Origin of the sequence: Curtobacterium sp. MCLR17_045, from assembly GCF_003234405.1 — a bacterium.
GTDB lineage: Bacteria > Actinomycetota > Actinomycetes > Actinomycetales > Microbacteriaceae > Curtobacterium > Curtobacterium flaccumfaciens.
The window spans coordinates 174478-199538 of record NZ_QKTB01000001.1; the positions used below are offsets into that span (position 1 = coordinate 174478).

Annotated in this window: 26 protein-coding genes; 7 read left to right on the plus strand and 19 right to left on the minus strand. The window is 72.2% G+C overall.

What is annotated here, in order from left to right; translation table 11 throughout:
• Positions 1-28: 28 nt before the first annotated feature.
• Positions 29-574 (plus strand): GNAT family N-acetyltransferase, encoded by a 546-nt coding sequence (locus tag DEJ05_RS00890; RefSeq protein WP_111087696.1) that lies wholly within the window; start codon positions 29-31, stop codon positions 572-574.
• Positions 575-655: 81 nt separating this feature from the next.
• Here DEJ05_RS00890 and DEJ05_RS00895 read toward each other — a convergent pair whose 3' ends face one another.
• From DEJ05_RS00895 to DEJ05_RS00965, 15 genes are all read right to left on the minus strand, one after another.
• Positions 656-952: a hypothetical protein gene (locus DEJ05_RS00895; protein WP_111109477.1), complete on the minus strand. Its 297-nt coding sequence runs from the start codon at positions 950-952 to the stop codon at positions 656-658.
• Between the two features lie 72 nt (positions 953-1024).
• The gene (locus DEJ05_RS00900) at positions 1025-1237 is read right to left on the minus strand and encodes a hypothetical protein (protein ID WP_138802103.1); all 213 of its coding nucleotides are present in this window, start codon (positions 1235-1237) and stop codon (positions 1025-1027) included.
• A 64-nt stretch (positions 1238-1301) separates the two neighbouring features.
• A complete protein-coding gene (locus tag DEJ05_RS00905) occupies positions 1302-1532 on the minus strand; it encodes a hypothetical protein (RefSeq protein ID WP_111109478.1) in 231 nt (76 codons plus the stop codon).
• Positions 1533-1566: 34 nt separating this feature from the next.
• On the minus strand, positions 1567-4719 hold the full coding sequence (locus DEJ05_RS00910; protein WP_258376058.1) for a GH92 family glycosyl hydrolase: 3153 nt from the start codon (positions 4717-4719) through the stop codon (positions 1567-1569).
• Between the two features lie 44 nt (positions 4720-4763).
• Positions 4764-6368 (minus strand): serine/threonine-protein kinase, encoded by a 1605-nt coding sequence (locus DEJ05_RS00915; protein ID WP_111109480.1) that lies wholly within the window; start codon positions 6366-6368, stop codon positions 4764-4766.
• A 108-nt stretch (positions 6369-6476) separates the two neighbouring features.
• Positions 6477-7295 carry a phosphatase PAP2 family protein gene (locus DEJ05_RS00920; protein ID WP_111109481.1) on the minus strand — a complete coding sequence of 273 codons (819 nt, stop codon included), beginning with the start codon at positions 7293-7295 and terminating at the stop codon, positions 6477-6479.
• 46 nt (positions 7296-7341) lie between these two features.
• Complete coding sequence (locus tag DEJ05_RS00925) at positions 7342-7803, minus strand: hypothetical protein (RefSeq protein ID WP_111109482.1); 462 nt, start codon at positions 7801-7803, stop codon at positions 7342-7344.
• A 118-nt stretch (positions 7804-7921) separates the two neighbouring features.
• Entirely contained in the window at positions 7922-9607 is a 1686-nt protein-coding gene (locus DEJ05_RS00930; protein WP_111099627.1) for a bifunctional 3'-5' exonuclease/DNA polymerase, read from the minus strand.
• 54 nt (positions 9608-9661) lie between these two features.
• Positions 9662-9856, minus strand: coding sequence for a hypothetical protein (locus tag DEJ05_RS00935; protein WP_017887924.1), 195 nt, complete (start codon positions 9854-9856; stop codon positions 9662-9664).
• A gap of 34 nt (positions 9857-9890) precedes the next feature.
• Positions 9891-10664: a hypothetical protein gene (locus DEJ05_RS00940; RefSeq protein ID WP_111109483.1), complete on the minus strand. Its 774-nt coding sequence runs from the start codon at positions 10662-10664 to the stop codon at positions 9891-9893.
• Complete coding sequence (locus tag DEJ05_RS00945; protein ID WP_181440618.1) at positions 10661-11521, minus strand: carbohydrate ABC transporter permease; 861 nt, start codon at positions 11519-11521, stop codon at positions 10661-10663. The genes DEJ05_RS00940 and DEJ05_RS00945 overlap by 4 nt, the downstream gene beginning before the upstream one ends.
• On the minus strand, positions 11518-12495 hold the full coding sequence (locus DEJ05_RS00950; RefSeq protein ID WP_111109484.1) for a carbohydrate ABC transporter permease: 978 nt from the start codon (positions 12493-12495) through the stop codon (positions 11518-11520). Before DEJ05_RS00950 ends, DEJ05_RS00945 begins: the two co-directional genes overlap by 4 nt.
• 9 nt (positions 12496-12504) lie before the next feature.
• The gene (locus tag DEJ05_RS00955; RefSeq protein ID WP_111109485.1) at positions 12505-13830 is read right to left on the minus strand and encodes a sugar ABC transporter substrate-binding protein; all 1326 of its coding nucleotides are present in this window, start codon (positions 13828-13830) and stop codon (positions 12505-12507) included.
• A 23-nt stretch (positions 13831-13853) separates the two neighbouring features.
• On the minus strand, positions 13854-15095 hold the full coding sequence (locus DEJ05_RS00960; RefSeq protein ID WP_111109486.1) for a Gfo/Idh/MocA family protein: 1242 nt from the start codon (positions 15093-15095) through the stop codon (positions 13854-13856).
• Positions 15096-15242: 147 nt separating this feature from the next.
• Positions 15243-16031: a DeoR/GlpR family DNA-binding transcription regulator gene (locus DEJ05_RS00965; protein ID WP_027466817.1), complete on the minus strand. Its 789-nt coding sequence runs from the start codon at positions 16029-16031 to the stop codon at positions 15243-15245.
• Positions 16032-16164: 133 nt separating this feature from the next.
• On the opposite strand from DEJ05_RS00965, the gene DEJ05_RS00970 reads away from it, so the two are divergent.
• From DEJ05_RS00970 to DEJ05_RS00990, 5 genes are read left to right on the plus strand one after another with little or no spacing between them, the layout of a single operon-like run.
• Positions 16165-17043, plus strand: a complete 879-nt coding sequence (locus DEJ05_RS00970; RefSeq protein WP_071406232.1) for an SIS domain-containing protein — start codon at positions 16165-16167, stop codon at positions 17041-17043.
• Complete coding sequence (locus DEJ05_RS00975) at positions 17043-17954, plus strand: ROK family protein (RefSeq protein WP_111109487.1); 912 nt, start codon at positions 17043-17045, stop codon at positions 17952-17954. The genes DEJ05_RS00970 and DEJ05_RS00975 overlap by 1 nt, the downstream gene beginning before the upstream one ends.
• Positions 17951-19069, plus strand: coding sequence for an N-acetylglucosamine-6-phosphate deacetylase (gene nagA, locus DEJ05_RS00980; protein WP_111109488.1), 1119 nt, complete (start codon positions 17951-17953; stop codon positions 19067-19069). Before DEJ05_RS00975 ends, nagA begins: the two co-directional genes overlap by 4 nt.
• Positions 19066-20109: a 1-phosphofructokinase family hexose kinase gene (locus DEJ05_RS00985; RefSeq protein WP_111109489.1), complete on the plus strand. Its 1044-nt coding sequence runs from the start codon at positions 19066-19068 to the stop codon at positions 20107-20109. Before nagA ends, DEJ05_RS00985 begins: the two co-directional genes overlap by 4 nt.
• Positions 20106-20942, plus strand: a complete 837-nt coding sequence (locus DEJ05_RS00990) for a class II fructose-bisphosphate aldolase (protein ID WP_111109490.1) — start codon at positions 20106-20108, stop codon at positions 20940-20942. Before DEJ05_RS00985 ends, DEJ05_RS00990 begins: the two co-directional genes overlap by 4 nt.
• Positions 20943-20967: 25 nt before the next feature.
• Here DEJ05_RS00990 and DEJ05_RS00995 read toward each other — a convergent pair whose 3' ends face one another.
• From DEJ05_RS00995 to DEJ05_RS01005, 3 genes are all read right to left on the minus strand, one after another.
• Positions 20968-22374, minus strand: a complete 1407-nt coding sequence (locus tag DEJ05_RS00995; protein ID WP_111109491.1) for an L-serine ammonia-lyase — start codon at positions 22372-22374, stop codon at positions 20968-20970.
• 34 nt (positions 22375-22408) lie between these two features.
• Positions 22409-22603, minus strand: a complete 195-nt coding sequence (locus DEJ05_RS01000) for a PspC domain-containing protein (protein WP_027466823.1) — start codon at positions 22601-22603, stop codon at positions 22409-22411.
• Between the two features lie 98 nt (positions 22604-22701).
• Positions 22702-23628, minus strand: coding sequence for an NADP-dependent oxidoreductase (locus DEJ05_RS01005; RefSeq protein WP_071406237.1), 927 nt, complete (start codon positions 23626-23628; stop codon positions 22702-22704).
• 95 nt (positions 23629-23723) lie between these two features.
• Here DEJ05_RS01005 and DEJ05_RS01010 point away from each other — a divergent pair, with 95 nt between their 5' ends.
• Positions 23724-24542, plus strand: coding sequence for a shikimate 5-dehydrogenase (locus DEJ05_RS01010; protein WP_111109492.1), 819 nt, complete (start codon positions 23724-23726; stop codon positions 24540-24542).
• 74 nt (positions 24543-24616) lie between these two features.
• Here DEJ05_RS01010 and DEJ05_RS01015 read toward each other — a convergent pair whose 3' ends face one another.
• Positions 24617-25060: an SRPBCC family protein gene (locus DEJ05_RS01015; RefSeq protein ID WP_111109493.1), complete on the minus strand. Its 444-nt coding sequence runs from the start codon at positions 25058-25060 to the stop codon at positions 24617-24619.
• Between the last annotated feature and the right edge of the window lies 1 nt (position 25061).

Consider the following 25061-nt stretch of genomic DNA (forward strand, 5'->3'; position numbering starts at 1 on the left):
GCTCGGTCGGGTCGGGCAGGGTGGGGTCGTGCTCCACGATCTCGCCCTGCCCGTCCGCCTGACCACACGCTCCGGCGAACTGACGCTGCGGAACGCGGTGGACGAGGACCTCGATGCGCTCATGGCGCTGCTGTCCGACGACCCGATCAGCGCCGCACGGGGTGACGTCGCCGCGCCGGAGGACCGCCCGCAGTACGCCGAGGCACTCCGGTCGATCGTGGACGACCCGGCGAACGCGCTGCTCGTCGCCGAGGACGCCGACGGGCGGCTCGTCGGGACGCTGCAACTCACCCGGATCCCCGGGATGGCTCGTCGTGGTGCCACCCGGCTGCTCGTCGAGGCGGTGCGGGTCAGCAGTGCGCTGCGCTCCGGCGGCATCGGGAGTGCGCTGATGCGCTGGGTGACCGACGTCGCGGCGCCGGCCCTCGGGACCCCGCTCGTGCAACTCACCTCGGACGCTGCACGGACCGATGCGCACCGGTTCTACGAGCGCCTCGGCTTCACCGGCTCGCACGTCGGGTTCAAGTACCGGGTCCCCGACCCTTCCGCCATCCCGCCTGATATGTCACACTGAGACCAGTCGCCCCATCGAGGTGGGTGCGGAAGTGATCCCCGGGAGCTCCTGCGGTATAGCGGGGCCCGGGGATTCGCGCGTTCACCGGAGTTCCAAGATCAAGTGCTCAAGAGCGAGACGGCGACGACGCTCGCTCCGGACGGATGGGTCGGTCACGCTCACGACCCCGATGGCTGCAAACGGATGGTCGCACAGCATCCCGACGATCCCGGTGCGGTGCCGGGCGTCGCTCTCGGACCAGTGCAGCTTCCGCGCCGATCGTGGCTTGATGGCGCAGAGCGAGTCCCGGAACCGCTCAGCATCGCTGTCGGCAACTGTGACCGCCCCGAGGATGTACGCGCCGGGGTCACGTTCGTCTCCGGGCTCGGATTCGTCCACGTACGCCGTCGGTACCATTCCGGAATACTACCGGTCGGATGGGACCGCGCGGCCGCTGCAGCCGGGCGCGCGCTAGTCGTCGGAGTCGGCGCCAGCAGACCTCGGCGTCGGCACGTTCACGTCGACCGGGGACACCCCGGCGGGATCGGCCGAGGCGCCACCCACGACGTCGAACGAGATCCCCAGCATCGCCGGGTCCTCGTCGAGTTCGAGCCCGTCCTGACGGACCTGGTCCTCCGGGATTGCACGGCCACCGGACGGGTCCCACGAGTTCGCGATCGACATGCGCACGAGCATGCCCGAGCCGCTTGGCAATCGCCCAAGAAAGCCCGGAGGACCCCCGGAACGGTCAGAGGTCGTCCGGGTGGAGCCGCTCACCGGCGTGCGGACGCCGGAACACCGGGCCGCCGCCGGCCTCGTCCTCGTCGTGGTGACTGACGGGCGAGACGCTCGGGTCGGCGGAGTCGTCGCCGACGTCGGCGCCGCGGTCCTCCTCCATCTCGAGCTCGGACTCGTCACTGCCGTCCACGGGGATGGACCGGCCCTGCTGATCGGGATCGAACGGTGCGCTCATCGACATGGGGCGAGCATGCTCCCGCTCGGTGAACGCCGGGTCAACGCTGTCCGTCGGCCGCGATGAGCTCGAGCTGCGTCAGCGTCAGGTCGGTGCCGGCGGTGAACGTGAACGACGAACCGCCGCCGAGGATCCGGAACACCCGGGTCTGGCCGGCCCACGAGAACTCGGCGCCGTCGACCGCCGTGACGGCGTCGTCGAGGCCGACCTGCCACGAGTAGGACCCCGGCGATGCCACCGTCACGGTGTACAACGAGGCGGCGGGGCAGGACACGTCGAAGGACACGGACTCCCCCGCGGCGAGCGCCGTGACGGTGCCGCCGGTGTCGTCGGTGAGCGCCGAGGCTCCGACGGGCAGGACGTCCACCGGGGCGTCCCGGTAGCCGTGCACGTCGGAGGCGGAGACGGGGCGGGTGTCCGACGCCCATCCCTGCGGTTCGTCGGACAGCGTGAACTCGATCCGCGACGCGGCCACGACCACGCTGTGCGGGATGGTGACCGAGGTCCAGGGCGAGCCGTCGACCGTCACCGACGCCACGTACGAACCTGCGGAGCCCGCGGCGATCTCGATGACCGTGGCCGCGCCTCCAGGCTGTCGCAGCACCGTCCTGCGGACCGACGGCGGCACGAGTACGTAGGTGCCGGTCGACGGCGCCAGCGGGTACAGGCCGATGGTCGCGAAGACGTACCAGGCGCTCATCTCGCCGTTGTCCTCGTCGCCGGGGTACCCCTGGCCGAGGTCGGACCCGACGAACAGGCGCTCGAGCGACTCGCGGACGATGCGGTGCGCGTCGTCGTGCCGCCCGGTGAACATCGGGAAGAAGGGGATGTGGTGCGCGGGCTGGTTCGACAGCCCGAGCATGCCCATCCGGACGTCGCGGGCCTCGGTCATCTCGTGGATCGGGAAGCCGTACGAGCCGGAGCGCGCCAGCGCGCCGGTCTCGGGTGTGGCGAAGAACGCGTCGAGAGCGGCATCGAACCGCTCCGGCCCGCCGTGCAGGTCGACGACGCCGGCACCGTCGTGCGGCGCCGTGAACGCGGTGCCCCACGCGTTCGTCTCCGTGTAGTCGTCGCCCCAGTCGCGCGGGTCGAACTCGGTGCCGACCCGCCACGAGCCGTCCGGGTCGCGGCCGATGAAGAACCCGCGCTCGGAGTCGAAGACGTGCCGGTACTGCAGCGACCGACGGGCGAACCACTCGGCCTCGGCCTCGTAGCGGGACAGGTCGGCGGGCGTCCGCGCCCGTGACGCGAGCAGGCCCGCCATGACGGCCAGACCCCAGTCGTTGATGGCCGCGTCCAGGGTCCACGACATCCCCTCGTGGGTCGCCGTGTCGACGTGGCCGCGGAAGGCGCCCGGGAGGCTCCCCTTGCGTCCGACGCGCTCGTCACGCGGCGGGACGGTCGCGTTCCGCACCGCGCTCCGGTACGCCTCGGCCAGGTCGAAGCCGCGCACGCCCTTCACCGCGAGGTCGGCGAAGACGGTGTCGCTCGTGGTGCCGGTCATGCAGTCCTCGGCGCCGGGGGCACTCCAGCGGGGCGTCCACCCGCCGTCGTGGTGGTGCTCGACGAAGCCCTGCGCGAGCTCGCCAGCGGTCTCGGGGGTCAGGAGTCCGAGGAGCGGCCAGGCCGTGCGGTAGGTGTCCCAGAAGCCGTTCGTGGTGGTGAACGGACCCTCGACGATCTCCGGCCCGGGCTCGTCGCGGATCGGGTCCGCCAGCACGTCGCCGTACGGGGAGCGGTGCCGCGGGGTGCCGGTCAGGGCGGTCTCCCCGGCGCGGTTCGGGTAGAGGAACAGCCGGTACAGGCCGGAGTACAGACTCGTCAGCTGGTCGGGGGTCGCGCCGTCGAAGGACAGCGTCGCGAGCTTCTCGGTCCACAGCGCCTCGGCACGGGAGCACATGGCGTCGAACGAGCCGGCGGCGTCGAGGTTCGCGCGGGCGTCCTCGATCGAGACGGTCGAGATGCCGAGCAGGACGTCGACCGGGCCGGCCGTGCCCCCGGCCTCCCCCACGGACAGCCAGCCGCGCAGCTCGTGCTCGCCGATAGTCGTGTGGTCGGCGGTGACGCCCGCGACCCGCAGGTGCACGTGGTGCGGCGGGGTGCCGGGGCGGTCGTCCAGGAGAGCCTCGACCACGACGGTGCCGTCGGTGATCGTCACGGAGACGTCGGACACCCGGCCGTGGTGGTCGAGCACGATGCTGCGGGTGCCGGTGAACCGGAACCCGAGGGCGAACTCCCCCGCGGTCAGCTCGGCCGTCACACCGTGTTCGAGGGCGACCCGGTAGCGGTGCGGGCCGTCCTGCTCGTCCTCGTGGTCGAACCCGAGCGCGCGGGCGGACCGGTCGACATCGGGGGTGTCGAGTGGCGAGGGCATCACCTGGAACACCCCGCGGTCGCCCATCCACGGCGACGGGATGTGACTCGTCGCGAAGGCCTGGATCGCCGGACGGAGTCGCCCCTGGTCGTCGAGCCGGTCGTGCTCCTGGTACGCGTACGGCCAGCGGTTGCTCGAGGCGTCCGTCATCGGCAGGCCGAACACGCCTCCGTGCGGGACGCCGACGAGCGGGGCGTTGTTGCCGCGGGAGAACCGGGAGGACGCGTGGGTGCCACGGGTCGTCCGGACGTGGCCGAGCGGGGTCGTCGGGGCCGGACGCGCGGGACCGATCCGGACGGCGTCGAGCCAGCCGCGCAGTGCGGGACGCTCGCCGTCGGCGGCCGCAGCCGGTGCGTCGGAGCCGAGCCGGGCCTCCAGGCGGTCGACGACCAGCCCCGCGAACGGCGTGAGGTCGACCGCGCGGCGGTTCCACTGGTCCACCCACTGCTTGCGGGCCGCGTCCTGCGCGTCCGGGGTGACCGCGTCGCCGTACTGGTCGCCGACCGCGGCGTCGTCACGCAGCCGCGAGCCGTCGGTGAAGACCACGTCGACGGCGAAGGCCGTGGCGTCCCAGAAGTGCGGCAGGTCTGCTTCCGTCGGTTCCGACGCCCCGTCGGGCAGGGTCCGCTCGGGGAACCAGACCCAGGACAGCTCGTCGCCGGTGGTGATGGTGCGTCCGGTGCAACCGGGCACGATCGCCTCGGCCACGGACGCTCCCGCTGGTCGTTCGACGAGCCAGGCCTCTGCCGAACCGAAGCCGACACCGTTCCGAGCGGCCACGGCCGTCGTCGGACCACCGCTCCGTTGCAGTTCTCGCACGGGGCGAGCCTATTGCTCCAGGGACTGGACGAAAACCCGGCGTGTCAGTCCTTGTTCTGCCCGGGAGCGCTGCCGGACTTGCCGGGGGCGGTGTCCGACGTGGTGTCGACCGCGCCGGTGTCGGCCGCGCCCGTGCCGTCCTGCGGCTCCTGCACCGGGTTCGATGCCGGAGTGCTCGGCTCCGGGCCGACGGGCGGGTCCTGCGTGGGCTGCTCCGGCTCGGTCGGTTCGCTCGGCTGCTCGCTCGGTTCCTCGGCGGGCTGCGACGGCTGCTGCTGCTCCTGCTCCTGCGAGGGCTGCTGCTCGGCGGGTTCGCTCGGCTGCTGTTCCTCGCCCGGCTCCTCGGACGGCTGCTGCTCGGTCGGCGCGGTCGACGTGGTGTCCGTCGGGGCCGGGGTGCCGTCGTCGTCGCCGTTCAGGGCGAACACCGCGACTCCGATGCCGATGAGCACCAGGACGATCACGATGATCGCGGCGATGAGCGGTCCGCGCTTCTTCTTCTCCGGCTGGTCGTCCGGCCGGTCGGCCCGGACCGGGCGGGGCGTGACCGGCGGCGGGGTCGGCCCGCTCGGGCCCGATGCGCCGCGGCCGTTCGCCTGGGCGCCGAGGACGGTCGTCGAGACGTCGTCGGCGGCGTTCGGACGCTGGGTGTCGAGCACGCGGGTGGCGTCGTCGCCCGGACGCGCGCCGCCGTTCGGCAGTTCGCTCGCCGGCATCGCCTGCGTCCGGTCGTCGGCGTTCGCCGCTGCGGCGGCACCGGCGCCGACCGCGGCACCAGCCGCACCGGCGGCCGCGGACGTCACCGCACCGGGCGTGCCGGGCAGCAGCTGCGTGGCGCTCGTCGGCTCGTCGCGGCCCAGCGCACGCAGGCGCTCGGCGGCCTCGGCAGCCGTCGGTCGCTCCGCCGGGTCCTGCGCGGTCATCACGTGCAGCAGGGTGCGCCAGGCCGTGGGCAGCTGCCGGTCGATCTCGGGCGAACGGGTGAGCCGGGCGGTGGCCGACTCGACCGCGCTGCCCGGGAACGGCTGGCGGCCGGTCATGCACTCGAGCAGCACGAGCCCGAGCGAGTAGACGTCGGCCTTGCCGGTGATCTCCTTCGCCAGGACCTGCTCCGGGGCAAGGTACGCGGCCGTCCCCATCACGGTCCCCGTCCCCGTCACGCGTGAGGCGTCACGGAGCAGGGCGATCCCGAAGTCGGCGAGCTTGACGTGCCGGCCGTCGCTCTCGAGCAGGACGTTCGCGGGCTTCACGTCACGGTGGACGATCCCCTGCGCGTGCACGGCGGCCAGGCCGTCGGCGACCTGCGCACCCAGGCGGGCAGCGGTCGCGGGGTCGAGCGGGCCCTCGCGCAGACGGGTCGCCAGGTCACTGCCCGGCACGAGTTCCATGACGAGGTACGAGTCGCCGTCGACGTCGTCGAGAGCGGCGTCGTAGAGCGTGACGAGCTCGGGGGCGCGCAGCGTCGCGAGGGTCTGGATCTCCGCCTCGGCGCGGGCGCGCTCACCGCGGTCGACGGGGCCGATGCGGAACACCTTGACCGCGACCTCGCGACCGAGTTGCTCGTCGACCGCCCGGTACACGGACGCCATGCCACCGTGTCCGAGCGTGCCCGTGACGCGGTACCTGCCGCCGAAGACCCGTTCTTCCATGCCCGGCAACCTACCGGTCGCGGCTGACGGCGCTCTGCCGTTCGGGGGGCCCGGCGACTTCGTGAGCAGAAGATGTCGGGTGCGGGCGAGCAACCCGACGTCTTCTGCTCACGAAGTGATGCGGTCGACGTCCGGCGCGGGCTCGGCACCGTGGTGGAGCGCCGTCAGGTACAACCGGTGCGCCGTGATCACGAGGGCGAGCCAGGCGAGTCCGAGCGCCCACGCCGCCAGCACGTCGGTCAGCCAGTGGTGCCCGAGGAACACCCGCGACGCCCCCACCGACAGCACGAACAGGGTGCCGACGACGATCGTCCACACCCGGGTGACGACGCGCGACTGCCGCAGGAGCAGGAGGTACACGATCGTGCCCACGATCACCGTGGAGTTGAGCGTGTGGCCCGACGGGAACGACGGCGACGTCTCGTACGGCGGCACCGCGTCGGACAGCGGCGGACGGGCGCGACCGATCAGGTCCTTGCCCGCGATCGTCATGAGCAGCGAACCACCGCTCGCGGCGACCAGGAGCACCAGTGGCGTCCACGCACGTCGTTGGATCGTGAAGCCGACCAGGAACCCGAGCGCGACGATCGGCATCCCGATCGTGCCCGCGATGTCGGTCCACCAGGTGACGAGCGTGTCCGCCGTGGGTGATCGGAGGGTGAGCGCCCAGTCGAGGACGGGTCGGTCGAGCACCGCCACGTCGTCGGCTTCCCGCACGGCGTCGTAGACCTCGGAGGCGATCCACGTGGCGAGGACGGCGACGCCGAGACCCACGGCGAGGGTCAGCAGCAGGACGGGCATGGCGCCGAAGCGCTTGCCGAGCGCGGTCCACGCCTCGGCGACACTGCGACCGGCACGGGAGCGCCAACGGGTCAGGTCGACTTCGCCGACGGTGCGGTCGGCGGCGTCCCCGTGTTCGGTGTGCATCCGTCCACCCTGCCCGAAGCCGCCGGGAGCCGTCCCGGCTGCCTGGCTACGAGCGCCGAGCGACCACGCGACCGATCGCGCTGGCCACACCGTCGGCATCATCCGAGGTGGCGAGGAAGACCTGTCCGTTCAGTCGAGCAATGCGCACGGCGCGCTGGCCGTCCGCTGCCAGGAGCAGACCACCGCGGCGGCTCCTGCCCTTGATGCCCCACCCACCGAAGTCCTCCATCGGTCGCACGTCCGCGCTCGCCACCGACGCGACGTCGTCGATCTTGACCCGGACGCCCCAGAACGGCGCCGCAACGAGCCAGAGGGCGTTACGGGTCGCGATGATGGCGACCGCCGGGGTGCTGAGCATCAGCACGATCGACGCGGTCCCGATGCCCAGCATCCACCAGCCGCTCGCTTCCGGGAACTCGGCCAGTGAGAACACGCAGATCAGCACGGGGCCACTGCAGAGGATGAGCCGCAACCCGATGTCGAACCGTTGCCAGGAGAGGACACGCATCGATCCGTCCGATCGTTTCTGGGCACTCGGAGGGAGAGCACCGGACAACAGCTGCTGCTGGAACACTGACATACGTGTTTCAGTGGCACAACTCGGCGGCACGTGAGCCCCGGCCGCCTCAGTCCTTCGCCTCCGAGTACGCCCCCACCACCCCGACCGACAGCGGGAACGTCACCGGGAAGTCCTGGAACAACAACCGTCCGGCATCGACCGCAGCCTCCCGGATCTGCTGCGCCACCCACTCCGCGTGCTCCGCCGGGGCGTGCACCACGATCTCGTCGTGCACGAAGAACACCAGGTGCGGCCCGTCCGTCACGGCTCCGGGGAAGCGCGCGATCAGCCGCGAGCGCAGGGACCCCATCCACGCGAGCGCCCACTCGGCCGCGGTCCCCTGCACCACGAAGTTCCGGGTGAACCGCCCCCAGCTCCGGGCGCGGGACTCGACCGCACGCTGCATCGCCGGGGTCCCCTCGACCGTGTAGGCCTGGTTCCGGGCCTCGAACCACGAGTCCTCGGGCACCGGTGACGTCCGCCCGAGCAGCGTCGTCACGGGTTCGCCGCGCTCCCCCGCACGGGCCGCCCGTTCCACCATGTCGAGCGCCTGCGGGAACGCCCGGACCAGGCGCGGCACGAGCCGACCGCCCTCGCCCTGGGTCGCCCCGTACATCGCACCGAGCATCGCCACCTTGGCCTGCTGCCGGGTCTCGACCGCCCCCGACGCCACCACGCCGTCGTACAGGTCGCGCCCGTCGCCGGCCGCGGCCATCGCCCGGTCGCCGGACATCGCGGCGAGCACCCGGGGCTCCAGCTGTGCGGCGTCCGCCACGACGAGCTTCCACCCGGGGTCGGCGATGACCGCCCCGCGGATGCCCTTCGGCAACTGCATCGCTCCCCCGCCGTCGGCCGCCCAACGGCCGGTGACGACACCGCCGACGACGTACTTCGGGTGGAACCGTCCGTCGCGGATCCAGTCGTCGAGCCAGGTCCAGCCGTTGGCGGTGAGCAGTCGCGCCAGGCGCTTGTACTCGAGCAGCGGCTCGATGACGGGGTGCTCGATCTCCTGCAGCTCCCACTTCCGCGTGCTCGTGACCATCAGGCCGGCCCGGCGCAGCGACTTCAGGACGTCGGCGGGCGAGTCCGGGTTGAGACCGGGGTCGTCGAGGCGCTCGCGCACGACGGCGGCGATCTCCTCGAGGCGTCGCGGCCGCACCCCGTAGGGCACGCGCGGCCCGAGGGCGTCCTCGAGCAGCCGTTCGTGCACGTCGGCACGCCACGGCAGCCCGGCGTGCAGCATCTCGGCCGCCACGAGCGCACCGGCCGACTCCGCGGTGAGCAGCAGGCGGAGCGCACCGGGAGCGCTCGACCCCGCCACCGCAGAGAGCTGCGCCCGGAACTCCGCCACCGGGTCGACCTCGTCGTCGGGCGCGGCGGCGGTGAACAGGGCGTCGTCGAAGAGCTGGGCCTGCGTCGGCCGGACCACGCGGGCTTCCGCGACCGGGGCGTCCAGGGCGTCGGCCGGCGCGGCCGCGAGCGCGGATCCCCGCGCCGCCAGCGCGGCCCGCAGGACACGACGGCCGAGGCGCAGGTCGACGCAGCGACCGACCCGACCGCCCGCGGCGAGCACGGCCGGGTACCAGCGGGCGGTGTCGTCCCACACCCAGCGCACGCCCGGTGCGTCGTGGGCCGCGACGAAGGCCGGGAGGCCCGGCTCGTCCAGGCGGATCGGTTCACCCCCGGCGGTCCCCGCGTCGGTCAGGGGCGTCGCGAGGACGCCGCCGTCGACGCGGCGGAGGACGAGGTGCACGACACGATCATGCCGTGCCCCACCGACCCCGGCGGACCAGGGCCGGAACGGGTGTCACTCGCCGGGTCGGACCGCCGCGGTGTCGGCGACGTCGATGCGGACGTCGCCGTCCTCGGCACGGGAGACCTCGACCCGCGGATCGGCGTCGTGCTCGTCGGATCCGGACATGCGGCGGAACGTGTCCTGTCGGCGTTCCTCGAACGTCATGTCGACGCCGTCGTCGAGGTGGTCGTGGTCGGGCTTCGTCATGCCGTGCACGGTACGCGGCCGCGGCTGCGGGCGGTCACGCGACCGGCGCCGTGCCGGTCCGCTCGGTCCAGTGCCCACCGCTCGCCCACCGGTCGAGCACGGCCGCGCGCAACCGACCGGACGGCGCCGCGGACCGCGCGGTCGCCAGCGGCACCCCGAAGACGAACTTCGCGACGCTGGCGTCCCCCTCGGTCGCGTCGCGCTCCCCCGGCGGGACGAGACGGAAGCGCCGGGCGAAGCGCACGAGGTTGGCATCGGGGCCGAGCGCGGCGGGCAACCCCGGATCGAGCATCCAGGAGCGGCACTGCCACCGATCGGCAGCGAGCTGCGGTGCGAGGCCGCGCAGGACCTCGGGTGCGCGGGCGAACGAGCGGTCGCAGGCCACCGGGTCGAGCGGCCCGGTCTCCGGCACGTGCACACCCCAGGCCGGCGTGCCGTCCGCCAGGTGGTCACCGAGTTCGAACTGGAGGCGCCCCACGGCCACCACACGCCCGGTCACCACGGCGACGAGCCACTCCACCCCGGTGCCGTGCAGCCCGTAGCGTGCGAGCTTGCGGTCAACGTCGGCGACGGAGGCCTCGGCGAGCGCGCGCGGGAGGCCCCGCTCCGCGAGCGCGTCGGCGCTGTCCGGCACCGCGGCGCGGAGCGCCGCGACCAGCAGCTCGTCCCGCTCCGCGGGCCCGGCGTCGGCGACGGTGGCGGCCAGTGCAGCCGCCACCGTCGCGGAGTCGTCCGGTGACCCCACGGCGGCGGCGAGGACCGCGACGGACGCGGGGCGGGCCTCCAGGCCGGGGGTCGCGGTGGTCACTTCAGACCGGACGACGCGAGCCCGTCCATCACCCGACGCTGCAGCACGACGAACATGATGAGCACCGGTGCCATCGCCATCAGGCTGGCGGCCATCAGCACCGGGTAGTCGATCGTGCGGTCACTCGACAGCGTCGCGAGGCCGGCGGCGAGCGGCATGTCCTCGGCCCGGGTGGAGACCACGAGCGGCCAGAGCAGCTCGTTCCACGACCACAGCACGGTCGTGATCGCGAGCACGCTGATCGAGGGACGGGCCAGGGGCAGCATGATCCGCCAGAACGTCTGGAACGGGTTCGCGCCGTCCATCCGCGCTGCCTCTTCCAGCTCGGGCGGCATGTTCAGGAACGCGGTCCGCATCAGGAACGTGCCGAAGGCGCTGAACAGCCCGGGTGCGACGATCCCCATCAGGGTGTCGAGCCAGCCGAGCCCCTGCACGATCTGGTACTGCGAGATCAGGTAGACCTGCGAGGGCACGAGCAGGATCGACAGCACGATCGCGAGCAGTGCCGCCCGGCCGCGGAACCGCATCCGGGCGAAGGCGTACCCGGCGAGCGTGCACAGGACGATCTGCGCGATCGTGCGGATGATCGTGACGTACACCGACGTGCCGAGCTGGCTGAGGAACGGCAGGCGTTCGAACACCTGCGCGTAGTTCTGCCACTGCAGCTCCCCCGGCCAGAAGACCGGCGTGACGGACTGCACCTGCGCGTTCGACGACAGCGACATGATGATCTGCCACAGGAACGGGAAGGCCATCGCGAACCCGCCGATGCCGAGCACGACGTGGATCCACCAGTGGCTGCCGCCGCGACGGCCGGGCCGACGCGCGGTCCGAGGCGGTGTGACGGTGGCGGTCATCCCTGCACCCACTTCCGTTGGACGCGGAACTGCACGAGCGTGACGATGCCGATGAGCAGGAAGATCACCATCGCGATCGCGGCCGCGAAGCCCTTGTCGTTGTCGATGAACCCGGCGCTGTAGAAGTAGAAGACGAGCGACATCGTCTTCGGGATCACCGGGTTGGTGCTGCCGAGGATCGCGTACAGCAGGTCGAACAGCTGGAAGCTCGAGATCGTCGTGACGATCACCACGAAGAAGATGCTCGGGCTGAGCAACGGCACGGTCACCGAGCGGAACTGCCGCCACCGGCTCGCGCCGTCGAGCTCCGCGGCCTCGTAGAGCTCCGGCGGGATGTCCTTGAGCCCGGCGCCGAGGATGATCATCGAGAACCCGAGGGACGACCAGAGGCCGACCAGGCTCACCGCGATCAGCGCGAAGCCGGGGGTCGAGATCCAGTACGGGCCGTCGATGCCGAAGTTCCCGAGGAACCAGTTCACGATGCCGTAGTCGCCGTTGTACATGATCCGCCAGACCAGGGCGATCGCCGCGGGCATGGCGACGTACGGCAGGAAGAAGAGCACCCGGTAGAACTGCGCGAACCGCAGCCCCGGGGTGTTCAGCAGGCTGGCGAGCCACACCGCGATCGGGATCCCGGCAAGGACGATCACGGTGTAGATCACCGTGTTGAGCAGCGACTGGTACAGCTGCGGGTCACCGACGAGCCGGACGTAGTTGGCAACGCCGGTGAACGTGGCGCCCCCGAAGACGCCCCAGCTGGTGAACGAGTACCAGAACGTCTGGATGATCGGCCAGATGTAGAAGGTGCCGACGCCGACGAGCAACGGGAGCACGAAGAGCCACGGCCACCAGCCGTCGGTCCGTCGTGGCGCTCGGCCGCCGTCGGCTCGCGGAGCGGGGGCACCCCGCCCGGACGAACGTGTCGTCCGGGCGGTGGCGGCTGCGGCCGGGGGCCGCTCGGTGTTGATCGTCACGCGCGGGTCCTACTTTTCCTTGGCGAGGGCGGCGTCCATCTTCTGTGCGAGGTCCTCTGCCACCTGGTCGACGGGCTTCGATCCGTCGAAGGCACTCGGCAGCAGGGTGGTCTCGAGGGTGTTCCAGGCCGCGGTGTTCTTCGACACCGGCAGCGGCTTCGCGTAGTCCACCGCGTCGAGGAACACCTGCAGGTCGGCGTCGGGCATCGTCTTCGTGAAGGCGCTCTGCGTGCCCTCGTACGCCGGGATGACCGCGCCCATGTCGCCCTGCTGCTGCTGGGCCGTCTTGCCCGCGAGGTAGACCTGCAGCGCCTGGGCGGCTGCCTTGTCCTTGCTCGCCTCGGACACGACGTTCGAGACGCCGTGGATGACGGTCGCCTGCTCCTTGCCCTTGGGCAGCGGGTAGGCGACGACGTCCTTCTCGAGCTCGGTGCCGGTCAGCGCGGAGCGGAACCAGCTGCCGCCCTGGTACATCGCGAGCTTGCCCGAGGTGAACCACTGGTCGGCCGTGGTGTCGGTGAGCTGCTTGATCGAGGGCGATGCCCCGGAGTCGATCAGGTCGGTCCAGAACTGCAGGCCGTCCTCGGAGGCCTTCGTGGCGTACTCGGACTCGGTGCCGTCCGCGTTCACGACCGATCCCCCGGCCTGCAAGATCGTGTTGTAGTACGTCGTCTGGCCGTCCATGCCGCCGGCCGCCCCGTAGGCGCCCTTCGACTCGAGCTTCTCGGACAGCTCGGCGCCGGTCTGCTGGAAGTCGTCCCACGTCCAGTCCTTGGACGGCAGGTCCATGCCGGCCTGCTCGAACAACGACTTGTTGACCCAGACGCCGATGGTGTCGAAGTCCTTCGGCACGCCGTACTGGGTGTCGTCGTACGTGTACAGGTCGTTGAGTGCGCTCGAGTACTTCGACGCGTCGACGTCACCCGACTCGACCTCGCCGGTGATCGGCGCGAGCTTGCCGTTTGCCGCGTACAGCTGGAAGTTCGGGCCGTTCATCCAGAACAGGTCGGGCAGGGTGTTGCTCGAGCCCTGGGTCTGCAGCTTCGTCCAGTAGTTGGCGAACGGCGTGACGTCGACGCTCACCTTGATGTCCGGGTACTCCTCGTTGAAGCCCTTCAGGTTGGCCTTGATGGCCTTGACCTGGTTCTCGTCCCAGACGGCGTAGGTCAGGGACGCCTTGGTGTCCTTCGGCGCGGCTTCGTAGTCGCCGCCGGAGCCGGACGCGCCGGACGACGAGGAGCAGCCGGCCAGGAGTGCTGCCGCGCCGAGTGCGGCGACGGCGCCGAGGAGGACGCGGCGCACGCCGGTTCCTCGGGTGGGGATGTGTGCGGTCATCGGGGTGTCCTTTCGCACGGCCGTCAGGAGCCGACGGTCTGGGCGGGATGCGGGGTGGAGGGGGTGGAGTGCGGGGCGTTCGACGTGAAGTGCGCGATGGTCTCGGCCGGCAGGGGCGGGACGTCGATGGGGACGGACCCGTTGCGGAGCGAGCGCGTGGCCAGCGCGCCGGCGGCGACCGCGGCACGGGCCGCGATCGGGGAGAGCTCCGACGGTTCGCCGAACGCGACGGACCGCAGGAACTCGGTCATGGTGAGCAGGTCGGCATCGGCGTGACCGTCCTCGACGCCGTCGATCGGGTACTCGCGGTCCCCCGCGGTGTCCCAACCCCGGCGGTGCGTCCAGACCTTCACGACGCCACCACCGGTGTCGCCGATGTTCTCGAGGCGTCCCTCGGTGCCGATCACGGTGTAGTTCCGCCAGTAGTCCGGAGTGAAGTGGCACTGCTCGTAGCTGGCCTGCACCCCGTTGTCGAGCGTCATCATCACCATCGAGACGTCCTCGACGTCGACGACGGGGTTCAGCCCGGTCTGCGCGAGCGGCGGCCAGTTGTCGTGGGAGAACCAGTCCCCCATGAGCTCGCCGCTGCGGTCGCGCCGGTCGGTGACGTCGCCGTAGACCGACAGCGAGCCCATCCCGACGACCCGGGCGGTGTCGCCCCCGCCGAGCGCGTGGATGACGTCGAGGTCGTGGCTCGCCTTCTGCAGGAGCAGGGAGTTCACCTTGCTGCGGTCGGCGTGCCAGTCCTTGAAGTAGTAGTCGCCACCGTTGCCGACGAAGTGCCGGCACCAGACGGCCTTGACCTGGCCGATCTCGCCGCGAGCCACGATCTCGCGCATCAGGCGGACGACGGCGGCGTGCCGGAAGTTGTGCCCGACGTACAGCGGCGTGCCGGTCTCCGCCGCGGTGTTCAGGACGGCGTCGGCGTCCTCGACCGTGATGGCCAGCGGCTTCTCGAGGTAGACGGCGATGCCCGCGCGGAGCAGGTCGATCGCGATCTCCGCGTGGGTCCAGTCCGGCGTGGTCACGATGGCCGCGTCGACGTGGCCGGTGAGGTCACGGTGGTGTTCGACCACCAGGGCGTCCGGGTACTCGTCGCGCCCGCGGTCCCGGCCGGCCGCGGTGACGTCCGCGACGGCCACGACCCGGGCCTGCAGCGCCGGGTCGTCCGCGGTCGCCTCGGCCACGTGGCGGGCGATGGCGGACCGCTGGCCCATCCCGATCACCGCGACGCGGAGTCCTGCGTTGTCAGCGCCCATGCTCATCGCTCCCTTGCGTGAATGTGACGCCCATGATGCCGAATCGATCATGAATGCACAATATGCGCTCACGGATCGCTCACGCATCCGTGCCGGGGAGGGTTTTACACGATCGAAACGTCCGGACCGCTCCGGGGTGGCCGCAGGGGGTGCTCAGTCGGCGACGACGAGCTCCACGCCGGCGCTGGCCAGGTCAGCAGCGAACGAGGCAGGCACCGGCTGGTCGGTGACCAGGACGTCGATGCGGTCGAGCGGGCAGATCCGGGCGAAGGTCGACCGTTCGATCTTGGTCGAATCGGCGACCACGACGACGCGTCGTCCGACCGAGGCGAAGTGGCGGCTGACCTCGGCCTCGCCCTCGTGCATGGTGGTCGCGCCGTACTGGCCGGTGAGACCGTCGACGCCGAGCACCACGAGGTCGAGGGCGAACTCGTCAAGCGTGTCCCGGACGAGCGGCCCGACGAGCTCGTAGGACTGCCGCCGCGCCACTCCACCGGTGACCACGATCTTCACGTTGGCGCGGACGGACAGCTCGTACCCGACGTTCAGCGCGTTCGTCACGATCGTGATGCCGAACTCGCCGTCGGCGCGGATGAACCGCTCGCTCTTGCCGAGTTCACGCGCGACCTCGGTCGTGGTCGTCCCGCCGTTGAGGCCGACGGTCTCCCCCGGCTGCACCAGTCGGGCGGCCGCGCGGGCGATCGCCGTCTTCGCCTCGGCCTGCCGGGCGATCTTGTACTGCAGCGGGAGCTCGTACCCGGCCCCGAGTGCTGCCGCTCCCCCGTGCGTGCGCGTGACGAGCCGCTGGTCGGCGAGGGTCGCGAGGTCACGGCGAGCCGTCGCGGCGGAGATCCCGAGCAGCTCCCCGATCTCGGCGATCGACACGTTGCCGCGTTCGCTCACCAGTTCGAGCAGGGCGTTCAGCCGCTGTTGGGGGGTCATGACGGTCATCCTACGGCGTCACCACCGTCCCCCGGTGATCGGAAATGACGTTTTCCCCTTCCCTTGCGCACGATCGCTCGCTACGCTTCCTGATCATCGATCACCCGGATCGATCCGGACCCGGAAGGCTCCCATGACCGACACCTTCGTGAGCGCTGAACTGGCCTCGCAGCCGGAGACCTGGCGTGCAGCCGCCGCGCTCCTGCCGACCTTCGCCGACGCGCTCCCCCAGCCGGGCGAACGCGTGGCCGTGATCGGCTGCGGCACGAGCTGGTTCATCGCCATGAGCTACGCCGTCGCCCGTGAGCAGGCGGGCCTCGGTGTGACCGATGCCTTCGCCGGATCCGAGTACCCCGCATCCCGCGAGTACGACCGCGTGCTCATGATCAGCCGCTCGGGCACGACGACCGAGATCGTCGACCTGCTGCAGGCCCTGCCGTCGCAGCGGACCGTCCTGATCACGGCCGTCGCCGACAGCCCTGCCGCGGCCGTCGCCGACCAGGTGGTCGCCCTGCCCTTCGCCGACGAGCGCTCGGTCGTCCAGACCCGCTTCGCCACCACGACGCTCGCACTGCTGCGGGCGTCCATCGGTGACGACGTCGACGCGCTCGCAGCCCAGGCCGAGACCGCGCTGACGGTGCCGATCGACGACCTGCTCGACGCCGAGCAGGTCTCGTTCGTCGGTCGTGGGGCCGCAGTCGGCCTGACGTTCGAAGCCGCGCTCAAGACGCGTGAGGCCGCGCAGTTCTGGGCTGAGTCCTACCCGGCGATGGACTACCGGCACGGTCCCATCGCGATCGCCCAGCCCGGCCGGCTCGTCTGGTCGCTCGGCACGGCACCCGAGGGCCTGGCCGACGAGGTCGCCGCCACCGGCGCCCGCTTCGTCCAGCACGACCTCGACCCGATCGCCGGGCTCGTCGTGGTGCACCGGTTCGCCGTCGCCCTGGCTGAGGGACGCGGGCTCGACCCGGACAACCCCCGGTCGCTCACCCGGTCGGTCATCCTCACCTGATGGGTGGCGCAGGCGCGGTGCTCGGGGTCGACGTCGGCGGCACGGGCATCAAGACCCGGCTGACGACGGCCGACGGACTCGTCCTCGACGAGACCCGGGTACCGACGCCGCGCGACGACCCGGGCGCCGAGCGCCTCGCCGCCGTCGTCGCCGAACTGGCCGCACAGGCCACCCGACGGGCGCCGCTCGGAGCCATCGGGGTGGTGACCCCCGGCGTCGTCGACGAGACCCGCGGCACCGTGGACCTGTCCGTCAACCTCGGGTGGCGCGACGTCCCGGTGCGTGACCTCGTCCGTGCCGAGCTCCTGCGTCACGGGATCGACGTGCCGCTCGCCTTCGGCCACGACGTCCGCGCCGGCGCCCTGGCCGAGGTCCGGGCCGGTGACCCGGCGCTCTCGCGGGGGTCGGTCTCGTTCGTGCCGGTCGGCACCGGGCTCGCGAGCGCCCTGGTGGTCGACGGCGTCGTCGTGTCCGGCGGTGGCTGGGCGGGGGAGATCGGGCAGGTCCGCATCCAGACCGGTCCGCACGCGGGCCACCGCGTCGAGGAGATCGCGTCCGCCGGGGGAGTCGCACGTCGTTCCGGCGCGCCGTCCGCGCACGCCGCCATGCTCCTGGTCCGCCAGGGCGACCCCGCTGCCCGTGCGGTCTGGGACGACTGCGTCGCGGTCCTGGCCGACGCGCTCGCCTGGACGACCGCGGTCGCCGGGGTCCACACCATCATCGTCGGCGGGGGACTCGCCGAGTCGGGGCCGCTGCTGCTCGACCCGCTGCGCGACGCCGTCACGGAGCGCCTGCAGGGCGTCCGTGTCCCCGTCGTCGTCCCCGCCCGGCACGGCGACGCAGCCGGCGCCATCGGAGCGGGGACCCTCGCACGCGCGCTGCTCGAGACCGAGACCGGGGTCCTGCTGTGACCACCCTCGTCCGGGCCCATCGCATCGTCACGGCCCAGGCAGACCTGCACGACGGCTGGCTCGTCATCGGTGACGACGACACCGTGCTGGCGACCGGCACCGGGTCCCCGATGCGCACGGACACCGCCGTCACCGTTGACGGCGCAGTCGTGCCCGGGTTCGTCGACCTGCACGCCCACGGCGCGCTCGGGCACGACTTCGCCGGGTGCTCCGCCGAGGACGCCCGTGCCGCCGCTGGGCACCACCGGTCACGGGGCACGACCACCCTGGTCGGGTCCATCGCCACGGGCGAGCGCGCGGACACCGTGGCGGCCCTCACCCGGCTCCGGCCGCTCGTCGCGGACGGCACGCTCGCCGGACTGCACCTGGAGGGGCCGTGGCTCGCGCCCGCCCGTCGCGGGGCGCACCGCGTGGACCTGCTGCACGCCCCGGACCCCGCCGAGGTCGACGCCTACTGCGACGCCGCGGGTGGCGCGATGCGGATCGTCACGCTCGCGCCGGAGCTCCCGGGTGCACTCGACGCCGTCGCCCGTTTCGTCGACGCCGGGGTCGTCGTCGCCATCGGCCACACCGACGCCACCGCCGAGCAGACCCGCCGCGCGGTCGACGCCGGGGCCTCGCTCGTCACCCACCTGTTCAACGGGATGCCCCCGCTGCACCACCGTGCGCCCGGGCCGGTCGGGGTTGCGCTCTCCGACGACCGTGTGCTGCTCGAGTGCATCGTCGACGGCCACCACCTCGACCCGGTCGCCGTCGACATCGTCCAGCGCAGCGCTCCGGGCCGGATGGTCCTGGTCTCCGACGCCATGGCGGCGACGGGCTGCCCCGACGGGGCGTACACGGTGGCCGGATCGGCGGTGACCGTCCGCGACGGGCTCGCCGTGCTCGCCGACGGTTCGTCGCTGGCGGGCAGCACGATCACGGTCGCCGACGCCGTCCGCCGCCTGCTCGACGCGGGGATCGACCTGCCCGAGATCGTCGCGGCGTCCGCGGGGCGTGCGGCACGCCTGCTCAGGGCCCCGGCACCGCTCAGCGTGGGCGCCCCCGCCGACCTGGTCGTGCTCGACCCGGAGCGCGGCAGCGTCCGAACCCTGCCGACGGCGGTGGTCGCGTGATCCTCGTCGTCACCCCGAACCCGGCCGTCGACGTGACCTACCGAGTCGCCGAACAGCGCATCGGCGAGACCCAGCGCGTGCTCGAGGTCCAGCGGTGCCCCGGCGGCAAGGGCTTGAACGTCGGACGGGTCCTCGCAGCCACCGGTGTCCCGACCCACGCCGTGCTGCCCCTCGGCGGCGACGGCGGGCACTGGATCGCCCATGCCCTCGACGACCTCGGGCTCGTCCACACCGACGTCGCTGTCCGTGGCGAGACCCGCACGACCGTGACGGTGGTGGACGACCTCGCGCACCCGACGATGTTCGGCGAGCCCGGGCCCGTGCTCAGCTCCGACGAGTGGGACGCGGTCACCACCGCGGTCGAGACACTGCTCGACGGCGATGTCGGCCGTACTGGCGGTGCCGACGGCGCCGCCGGTACCGCCGGTGCCCCGGTTGCCGCGGCCCTGGTCGTGTCGGGCTCACTGCCCCGCGACACCGACCCCACGGTCGTCGCCCGCTGGGTCACCGCCGCCCGCCGCCGCGGTGTGCTCTCCGTGGTCGACTGCTCGGGAACGGCACTGCTGGCTGCCGCCTCGGCCGGGGTGACGGTCTGCAAGCCCAACCGCGAGGAACTGCTCGAGGCCACGGGCACCGACGACGAGCGCTCGGGGGCACTCCGGCTCCTCGGACTCGGCGCGACGGTCGTCGTGGTGTCCCGCGGATCCGACGGCATCGCCGCCCACACCGCCGAGCACGTGCTCGAGGTGCCGGCCGTCCCCGGGGTCTCGGGCAACCCGACCGGCGCCGGGGACGCCGCCACCGCCGGGCTCGTCAGTGTGCTCGTCGATGTCCTCGTCGGTGCTGGTCTCCCCGGGCCTGACGGCAGCGTCCCGGCCCCCGACGACGCCACCCTGCTCCGAGCCCTGCGGTCCGCCGCCGCACACGGTGCCGCGGCCGTCCTCCAGCCGGTGGCCGGCGTGGTCGACCCGGCAGACGTCGACCGCTTCCTGTCCACCCCGCCCGCTCCCGCCCACGACCGAACGAGGACCCCCGCATGATCACCGACCTCGCCCTCACCGGCCTGCTCGACACCGCCCGCACGGCACGCCGCGGGGTCGGTGCGTTCAACGTGGTGCTGCTCGAGCACGCCGAGGCGATCGTCTCCGGCGCCGAGCTGGCCGGTCTGCCGGTGATCCTGCAGATCAGCGAGAACTGCGTCCGGTACCACGGCGGCCTCGCACCGATCACGACCGCGACCCAGGCGGTCGCTCGTGCCGCCGACGTCGAGGTCCTCGTGCACCTCGACCACATCGAGGACCCGGAGCTGGTGGCGGCCGGCGTCGACCTGGGCGTCGACTCGGTCATGTACGACGGTTCGCACCTGGACTTCGCCGCCAACGTGGCAGCGACCCGCCAACTCGCCGCTCGGTGTCACGCCGCGGGGGTCGCGATCGAGGCCGAGCTCGGCGAGGTCGGCGGCAAGGACGGCGTGCACGCCCCGGGCGTCCGCACCGATCCGACCGACGCCGCCGCGTTCGTGACCGACACCGGGGTCGATGCCCTGGCGGTCGCGGTGGGGACCTCGCACGCGATGCAGACCCGCGAGGCCTCGGTGGACCGTGACCTGGTCGAGCGCCTCCGTGCCGCGGTGCCGGTGCCGCTCGTGCTGCACGGGTCCTCGGGCCTGTCCGACGACGAACTCCGTGGCGCTGTGCACGCGGGGATGACGAAGATCAACATCTCAACGCACCTGAACGGCCTGTTCACCCGTGCGCTCCGTACCGTGCTCGACGAGCGGCCGGACGTCGTCGACCCGCGCAAGTACGTGTCGGCAGGCCGGGACGCCATCGCCACCGAGACGGCACGGCTGCTGACGCTCCTGCACGCCTGACGCGCGAGCGGGCGCGAGCTGGCGCTCAGCAGAGCGGGACGTTCACCGCGAGCCCGCCCATCGCGGTCTCCTTGTACTTCGACGACATGTCCGCCCCGGTCTGCCGCATCGTCTCGACGACCTGGTCGAGCGACACGTGGTGCACCCCGTCGCCGCGCAGGGCCATCCGGGCGGCGTTGATCGCCTTGTTCGCCGCGATCGCGTTCCGCTCGATGCACGGGATCTGCACCAGACCACCGATCGGGTCGCAGGTCAGCCCGAGGTTGTGCTCCATCGCGATCTCGGCGGCGTTCTCGACCTGCTCCGGCGTGCCCCCGAGGACCTCGGCGAGCCCCGCAGCCGCCATCGACGCCGCAGAACCGACCTCGCCCTGGCAGCCGACCTCGGCACCGGAGATCGACGCCCGTTCCTTGTAGATCGACCCGATCGCCCCGGCGGTGAGCAGGAACCGCACGACGGCGTCGTCCCGTTCGGCGGCGGGAGCGTCGGCGACCGTGGGCACGTAGGTGAGCGCGTAGTACAGGACCGCGGGGATGATGCCGGCTGCGCCGTTCGTCGGGGCGGTGACGACGCGGCCCCCGGTGGCGTTCTCCTCGTTGACCGCCATGGCGACGAGGTTCACCCACTCCATCGCGAACAGCGGGTCGTGGTCGGGGTCCTCGCGGGTGAGCTGCTCGTGCCAGGTGGCCGCGCGACGGCGGACGTCGAGCCCACCGGGCAGGCACCCGCCCCGGCGGACGGATCGGTCGACGCACGACTCCATCACGCCGTGGATGCCCAGCAGTCCGGACCGGATCTCGGCGTCCGTCCGGGCGACGGCCTCGTTCGCCAGGGCGATACCGCTGATCGGCAGGCCGGAACCGGCACACGCGGCGAGCAGCTCCGCGCCGCTCGAGAACGGGTACGGCACGGCGTCGTCGACCGGGATCGCGGCACCGGCGACGGCAGCGGATGCGTCGGCCGCGGGCTCCGCCGCCTCGTCCCGTGCGATGAACCCACCACCGATCGAGTAGTAGGTCTCGTCCGCAAGGTCGGCACCGGCGGCGTCACGGGCACGCAGCCGCATGGCGTTCGGGTGCCGGGGCAGCATCGTCAGGGGGTGCAGGACGATGTCGGCGAGGCGGAACGGCACGCTCGCACCGCCGTCGAGCCGCAGGACACCGTCGCGTTCCAGGGCGTCGAGCGCGAGGACCATGGCATCGGGGTCGACGGTCTCCGGGTGCGACCCCATGAGCCCGGCGACGACGGCACCGAGCGTGCCGTGACCCTGCCCGGTCGACGCGAGGGACCCGTACAGGTCGACCACCACGGACGCGACGGGCAGGCCACGGACGAGCGTGGCGAATTCGGCACCGGCCCGCATCGGGCCGACGGTGTGCGAGCTCGAGGGGCCGACACCGACGCTGAACAGATCGAAGACGGAGACCGGCACGCCGCCACACTAACCCGTCCGGACGGACCGGTGCTCAGCGCCGCCGACCACCCTCGGGCGGCATCACGAACCACAGCACGACGTACGCGATCCACAGCGGCCCGGGGAAGAAGCTCAGGATGACCCAGACCACCCGGACCAGGGTGCGGGACAGGTTGAAGCGGTCGGCGAGACCGGCGCAGACGCCGGCCAGCAGACGACCGTTGCGGGGACGGGAGAGTGTGCTCATACCGACGACGCTACGCAACGCCACCGGTCGAGCGCATCCGGGACGCACCCCGAGCGTGGTGGGGAAAACCCCCGGACCGGCCCTGAGCGGCCCTGGGATCAGGGGATGAGGACGATCTTGCCGCGGGTGTGGCCCTGCTCGAGCTCCTCGAAGGCGTCCTGCACACGGTCGAGCGGGTAGGTCGCGGCGATCGGCACCTCGATCGCGCCGTTCGCCACCTCGAGAGCGAGCGCCCCGAGGATCTCCGGGTCGGCGGTGTCCGCGCTACCCGAGGCCTTCGCCCCGACCTCGGCGGCCTCGTCGAACGCGATGATCGTCTCGATGCGGTCGACCGGCACCCCGAGGGCGATGCCGAGCCGGACGTACTCGGCGCCGTGGGTGTCGATCACCGCGTCGATGCCGTTCGTCGCGAGTTCGGTGATGCGCTCCTGCAGGCCGTCGCCGTACGCGACCGGCCGTGCACGCTTGGAACGGAGCCACTCGTGGTTCGCCTCGGAGGCGACGGCGATGACGTCGATGCCCTCGTTCGCGAGCAGCTGGGTGACGAAGCCGCCGACCCCGCCGGCGGCGCCGGACACCACGACGGTCTCGCCCGGACGCGGGTCGACCGCGCGGACGGCTGCGGCCGCGGTGGTCGCGATGACGTCGAGGCCACCCGCCACGGTCCAGTCGAGCAGGCGCGGCTTCTGGACGACCTGGACGGCCGGCACGGAGACGTACTCGGCCTGGCTGGCGCGGTCCCACGACCAGCCGATGACCTCTTCGCCCTCGTCGACGCCGTCGACCTCGGCCCCGACGGCCACCACGATGCCGGCGAAGTCGGTGCCCTGCCCGGACGGCAGGTCGCCGCCGAACGCACCCTGGCGGATGGCCGACTCACCGGGGTTGATGCCTGCGGCGCGGACGCGGACGAGCACCCGCCCGGGCGTCACCTCGGGAACGGGCACCTCGGCGACGTGCAGGACCGATCGGTCACCCCACTCGTCGAAGCGGACAGCGCGCATGGTCTCCGGGATCTCAGTCATCTGCACTGACGCTACCCCGGCGCGCGGCACCCGGTCTGTGTGGACCGCTCCATCCCTGCGAGGACGCGAAAGGGAGAGGGTGCGAGACTGGGGGCATGCCCATCCTGAACAAGGACATGCAGGTCTGCATGTCGCTGGCCGCGCGCCCGAGCAACATCGGCACCCGGTTCCACAACTTCCTGTACGACGAGCTCGGCCTCAACTACCTGTACAAGGCTTTCACCACGACCGATCTGCCCGGCGCCGTCGCCGGCATCCGTGCGCTCGGGATCCGCGGTTGCTCGGTGTCGATGCCCTTCAAGGAGGCGATCATCCCGCTGGTCGACCACATCGAGGACTCCGCCGCCGCGATCCAGTCGGTCAACACGGTCGTGAACGACGACGGCGTGCTCACCGCGTCGAACACCGACTACGAGGCGATCGCCGCCCTGCTCGGGTCGCACCAGGTCGACCCGGCTTCGCGGGTGCTGCTCCGCGGCTCGGGCGGCATGGCCAAGGCCGTCACGGCGGCGTTCCGCGGCGCCGGCTTCGACCGGTTGACGGTCGTCGCCCGCAACGAGCAGACCGGCCCGGCCCTGGCCTCGCAGTACGGCTACGAGTGGGTCGCCGACGAGCGCGAGGCGGGGGAGACCGACCTGGTCGTCAACGTCACCCCGCTCGGCATGCGCGGCGACCAGCAGGACGCACTCGCCTTCGCGACGGAACGGATCGAGGCGGCGCACACCGTCTTCGACGTGGTCGCGTTCCCGTCGGAGACTCCGCTCGTGCGGGCGGGGCGCGACGCCCGCAAGCACGTCATCACCGGCGCCGAGGTCATCGCCCTGCAGGCGGCCCGTCAGTTCGAGCGGTACACGGGCGTCGCCCTGACCGACGACCAGGTGGCGCGGGCCAGCGAGTTCTCGCGCGCCGAGTAGTCGACGCACCCACAGGGCGGACGGGAGGCCGTGGCGGCGCCGCCACGCGCCTCCCGTCCGTTCGTGGGGACGTCTCAGGCGTTCGCCGCGCGCCCGACGGCCACCCACTCGAGGCGGCGGAGGGTCTCGCGGTTGCGGATACAGATGAGCGGCTGCATGAGGAAGTCGGGCACGTACGAACCCGGCCCGGCCACCGCGTTCTCGGTGATCGTGACCTTGCTGCCGTGCCGGTGCGGTTCGACGGTCAGCTCGACGCGGGCCTCGCCGATGGGCCAGCCCTTCGGCTGGATGACCATGCGGTGCGGCGGCTCCCACACCAGCGACGTCGTGACGTCGTTGATGACGATCGGCCACGCGCCGAACGAGTGGTGCAGGTGGGTACCGACCTGCGGCCAGCCGGACTCTTCCTTGCGCATGCGCGAGGCCCCGACCACCCAGGTCGTGTAGAGCCACCCGTCGCCGAGCACGTCGAACACGGCTCCGGGACGGCAGTGCAGGATGCGGACGTTCTTCGCCATG

Bases quoted from the DNA above. Each gene is read 5' to 3' on its own strand.
- DEJ05_RS00900 (WP_138802103.1), bottom strand. From the start codon at position 1,237: ATGTCGATCGCGAACTCGTGGGACCCGTCCGGTGGCCGTGCAATCCCG.
- DEJ05_RS00905 (WP_111109478.1), bottom strand. From the start codon at position 1,532: ATGTCGATGAGCGCACCGTTCGATCCCGATCAGCAGGGCCGGTCCATC.
- DEJ05_RS00915 (WP_111109480.1), bottom strand. From the start codon at position 6,368: ATGGAAGAACGGGTCTTCGGCGGCAGGTACCGCGTCACGGGCACGCTC.
- DEJ05_RS00920 (WP_111109481.1), bottom strand. From the start codon at position 7,295: ATGCACACCGAACACGGGGACGCCGCCGACCGCACCGTCGGCGAAGTC.
- DEJ05_RS00925 (WP_111109482.1), bottom strand. From the start codon at position 7,803: ATGCGTGTCCTCTCCTGGCAACGGTTCGACATCGGGTTGCGGCTCATC.
- DEJ05_RS00935 (WP_017887924.1), bottom strand. From the start codon at position 9,856: ATGACGAAGCCCGACCACGACCACCTCGACGACGGCGTCGACATGACG.
- DEJ05_RS00945 (WP_181440618.1), bottom strand. From the start codon at position 11,521: ATGACCGCCACCGTCACACCGCCTCGGACCGCGCGTCGGCCCGGCCGT.
- DEJ05_RS00955 (WP_111109485.1), bottom strand. From the start codon at position 13,830: ATGACCGCACACATCCCCACCCGAGGAACCGGCGTGCGCCGCGTCCTC.
- DEJ05_RS00960 (WP_111109486.1), bottom strand. From the start codon at position 15,095: ATGAGCATGGGCGCTGACAACGCAGGACTCCGCGTCGCGGTGATCGGG.
- DEJ05_RS00965 (WP_027466817.1), bottom strand. From the start codon at position 16,031: ATGACCCCCCAACAGCGGCTGAACGCCCTGCTCGAACTGGTGAGCGAA.
- DEJ05_RS00970 (WP_071406232.1), top strand. From the start codon at position 16,165: ATGACCGACACCTTCGTGAGCGCTGAACTGGCCTCGCAGCCGGAGACC.
- DEJ05_RS00975 (WP_111109487.1), top strand. From the start codon at position 17,043: ATGGGTGGCGCAGGCGCGGTGCTCGGGGTCGACGTCGGCGGCACGGGC.
- DEJ05_RS00990 (WP_111109490.1), top strand. From the start codon at position 20,106: ATGATCACCGACCTCGCCCTCACCGGCCTGCTCGACACCGCCCGCACG.
- DEJ05_RS01000 (WP_027466823.1), bottom strand. From the start codon at position 22,603: ATGAGCACACTCTCCCGTCCCCGCAACGGTCGTCTGCTGGCCGGCGTC.
- DEJ05_RS01005 (WP_071406237.1), bottom strand. From the start codon at position 23,628: ATGACTGAGATCCCGGAGACCATGCGCGCTGTCCGCTTCGACGAGTGG.
- DEJ05_RS01010 (WP_111109492.1), top strand. From the start codon at position 23,724: ATGCCCATCCTGAACAAGGACATGCAGGTCTGCATGTCGCTGGCCGCG.
- DEJ05_RS01015 (WP_111109493.1), bottom strand. From the start codon at position 25,060: ATGGCGAAGAACGTCCGCATCCTGCACTGCCGTCCCGGAGCCGTGTTC.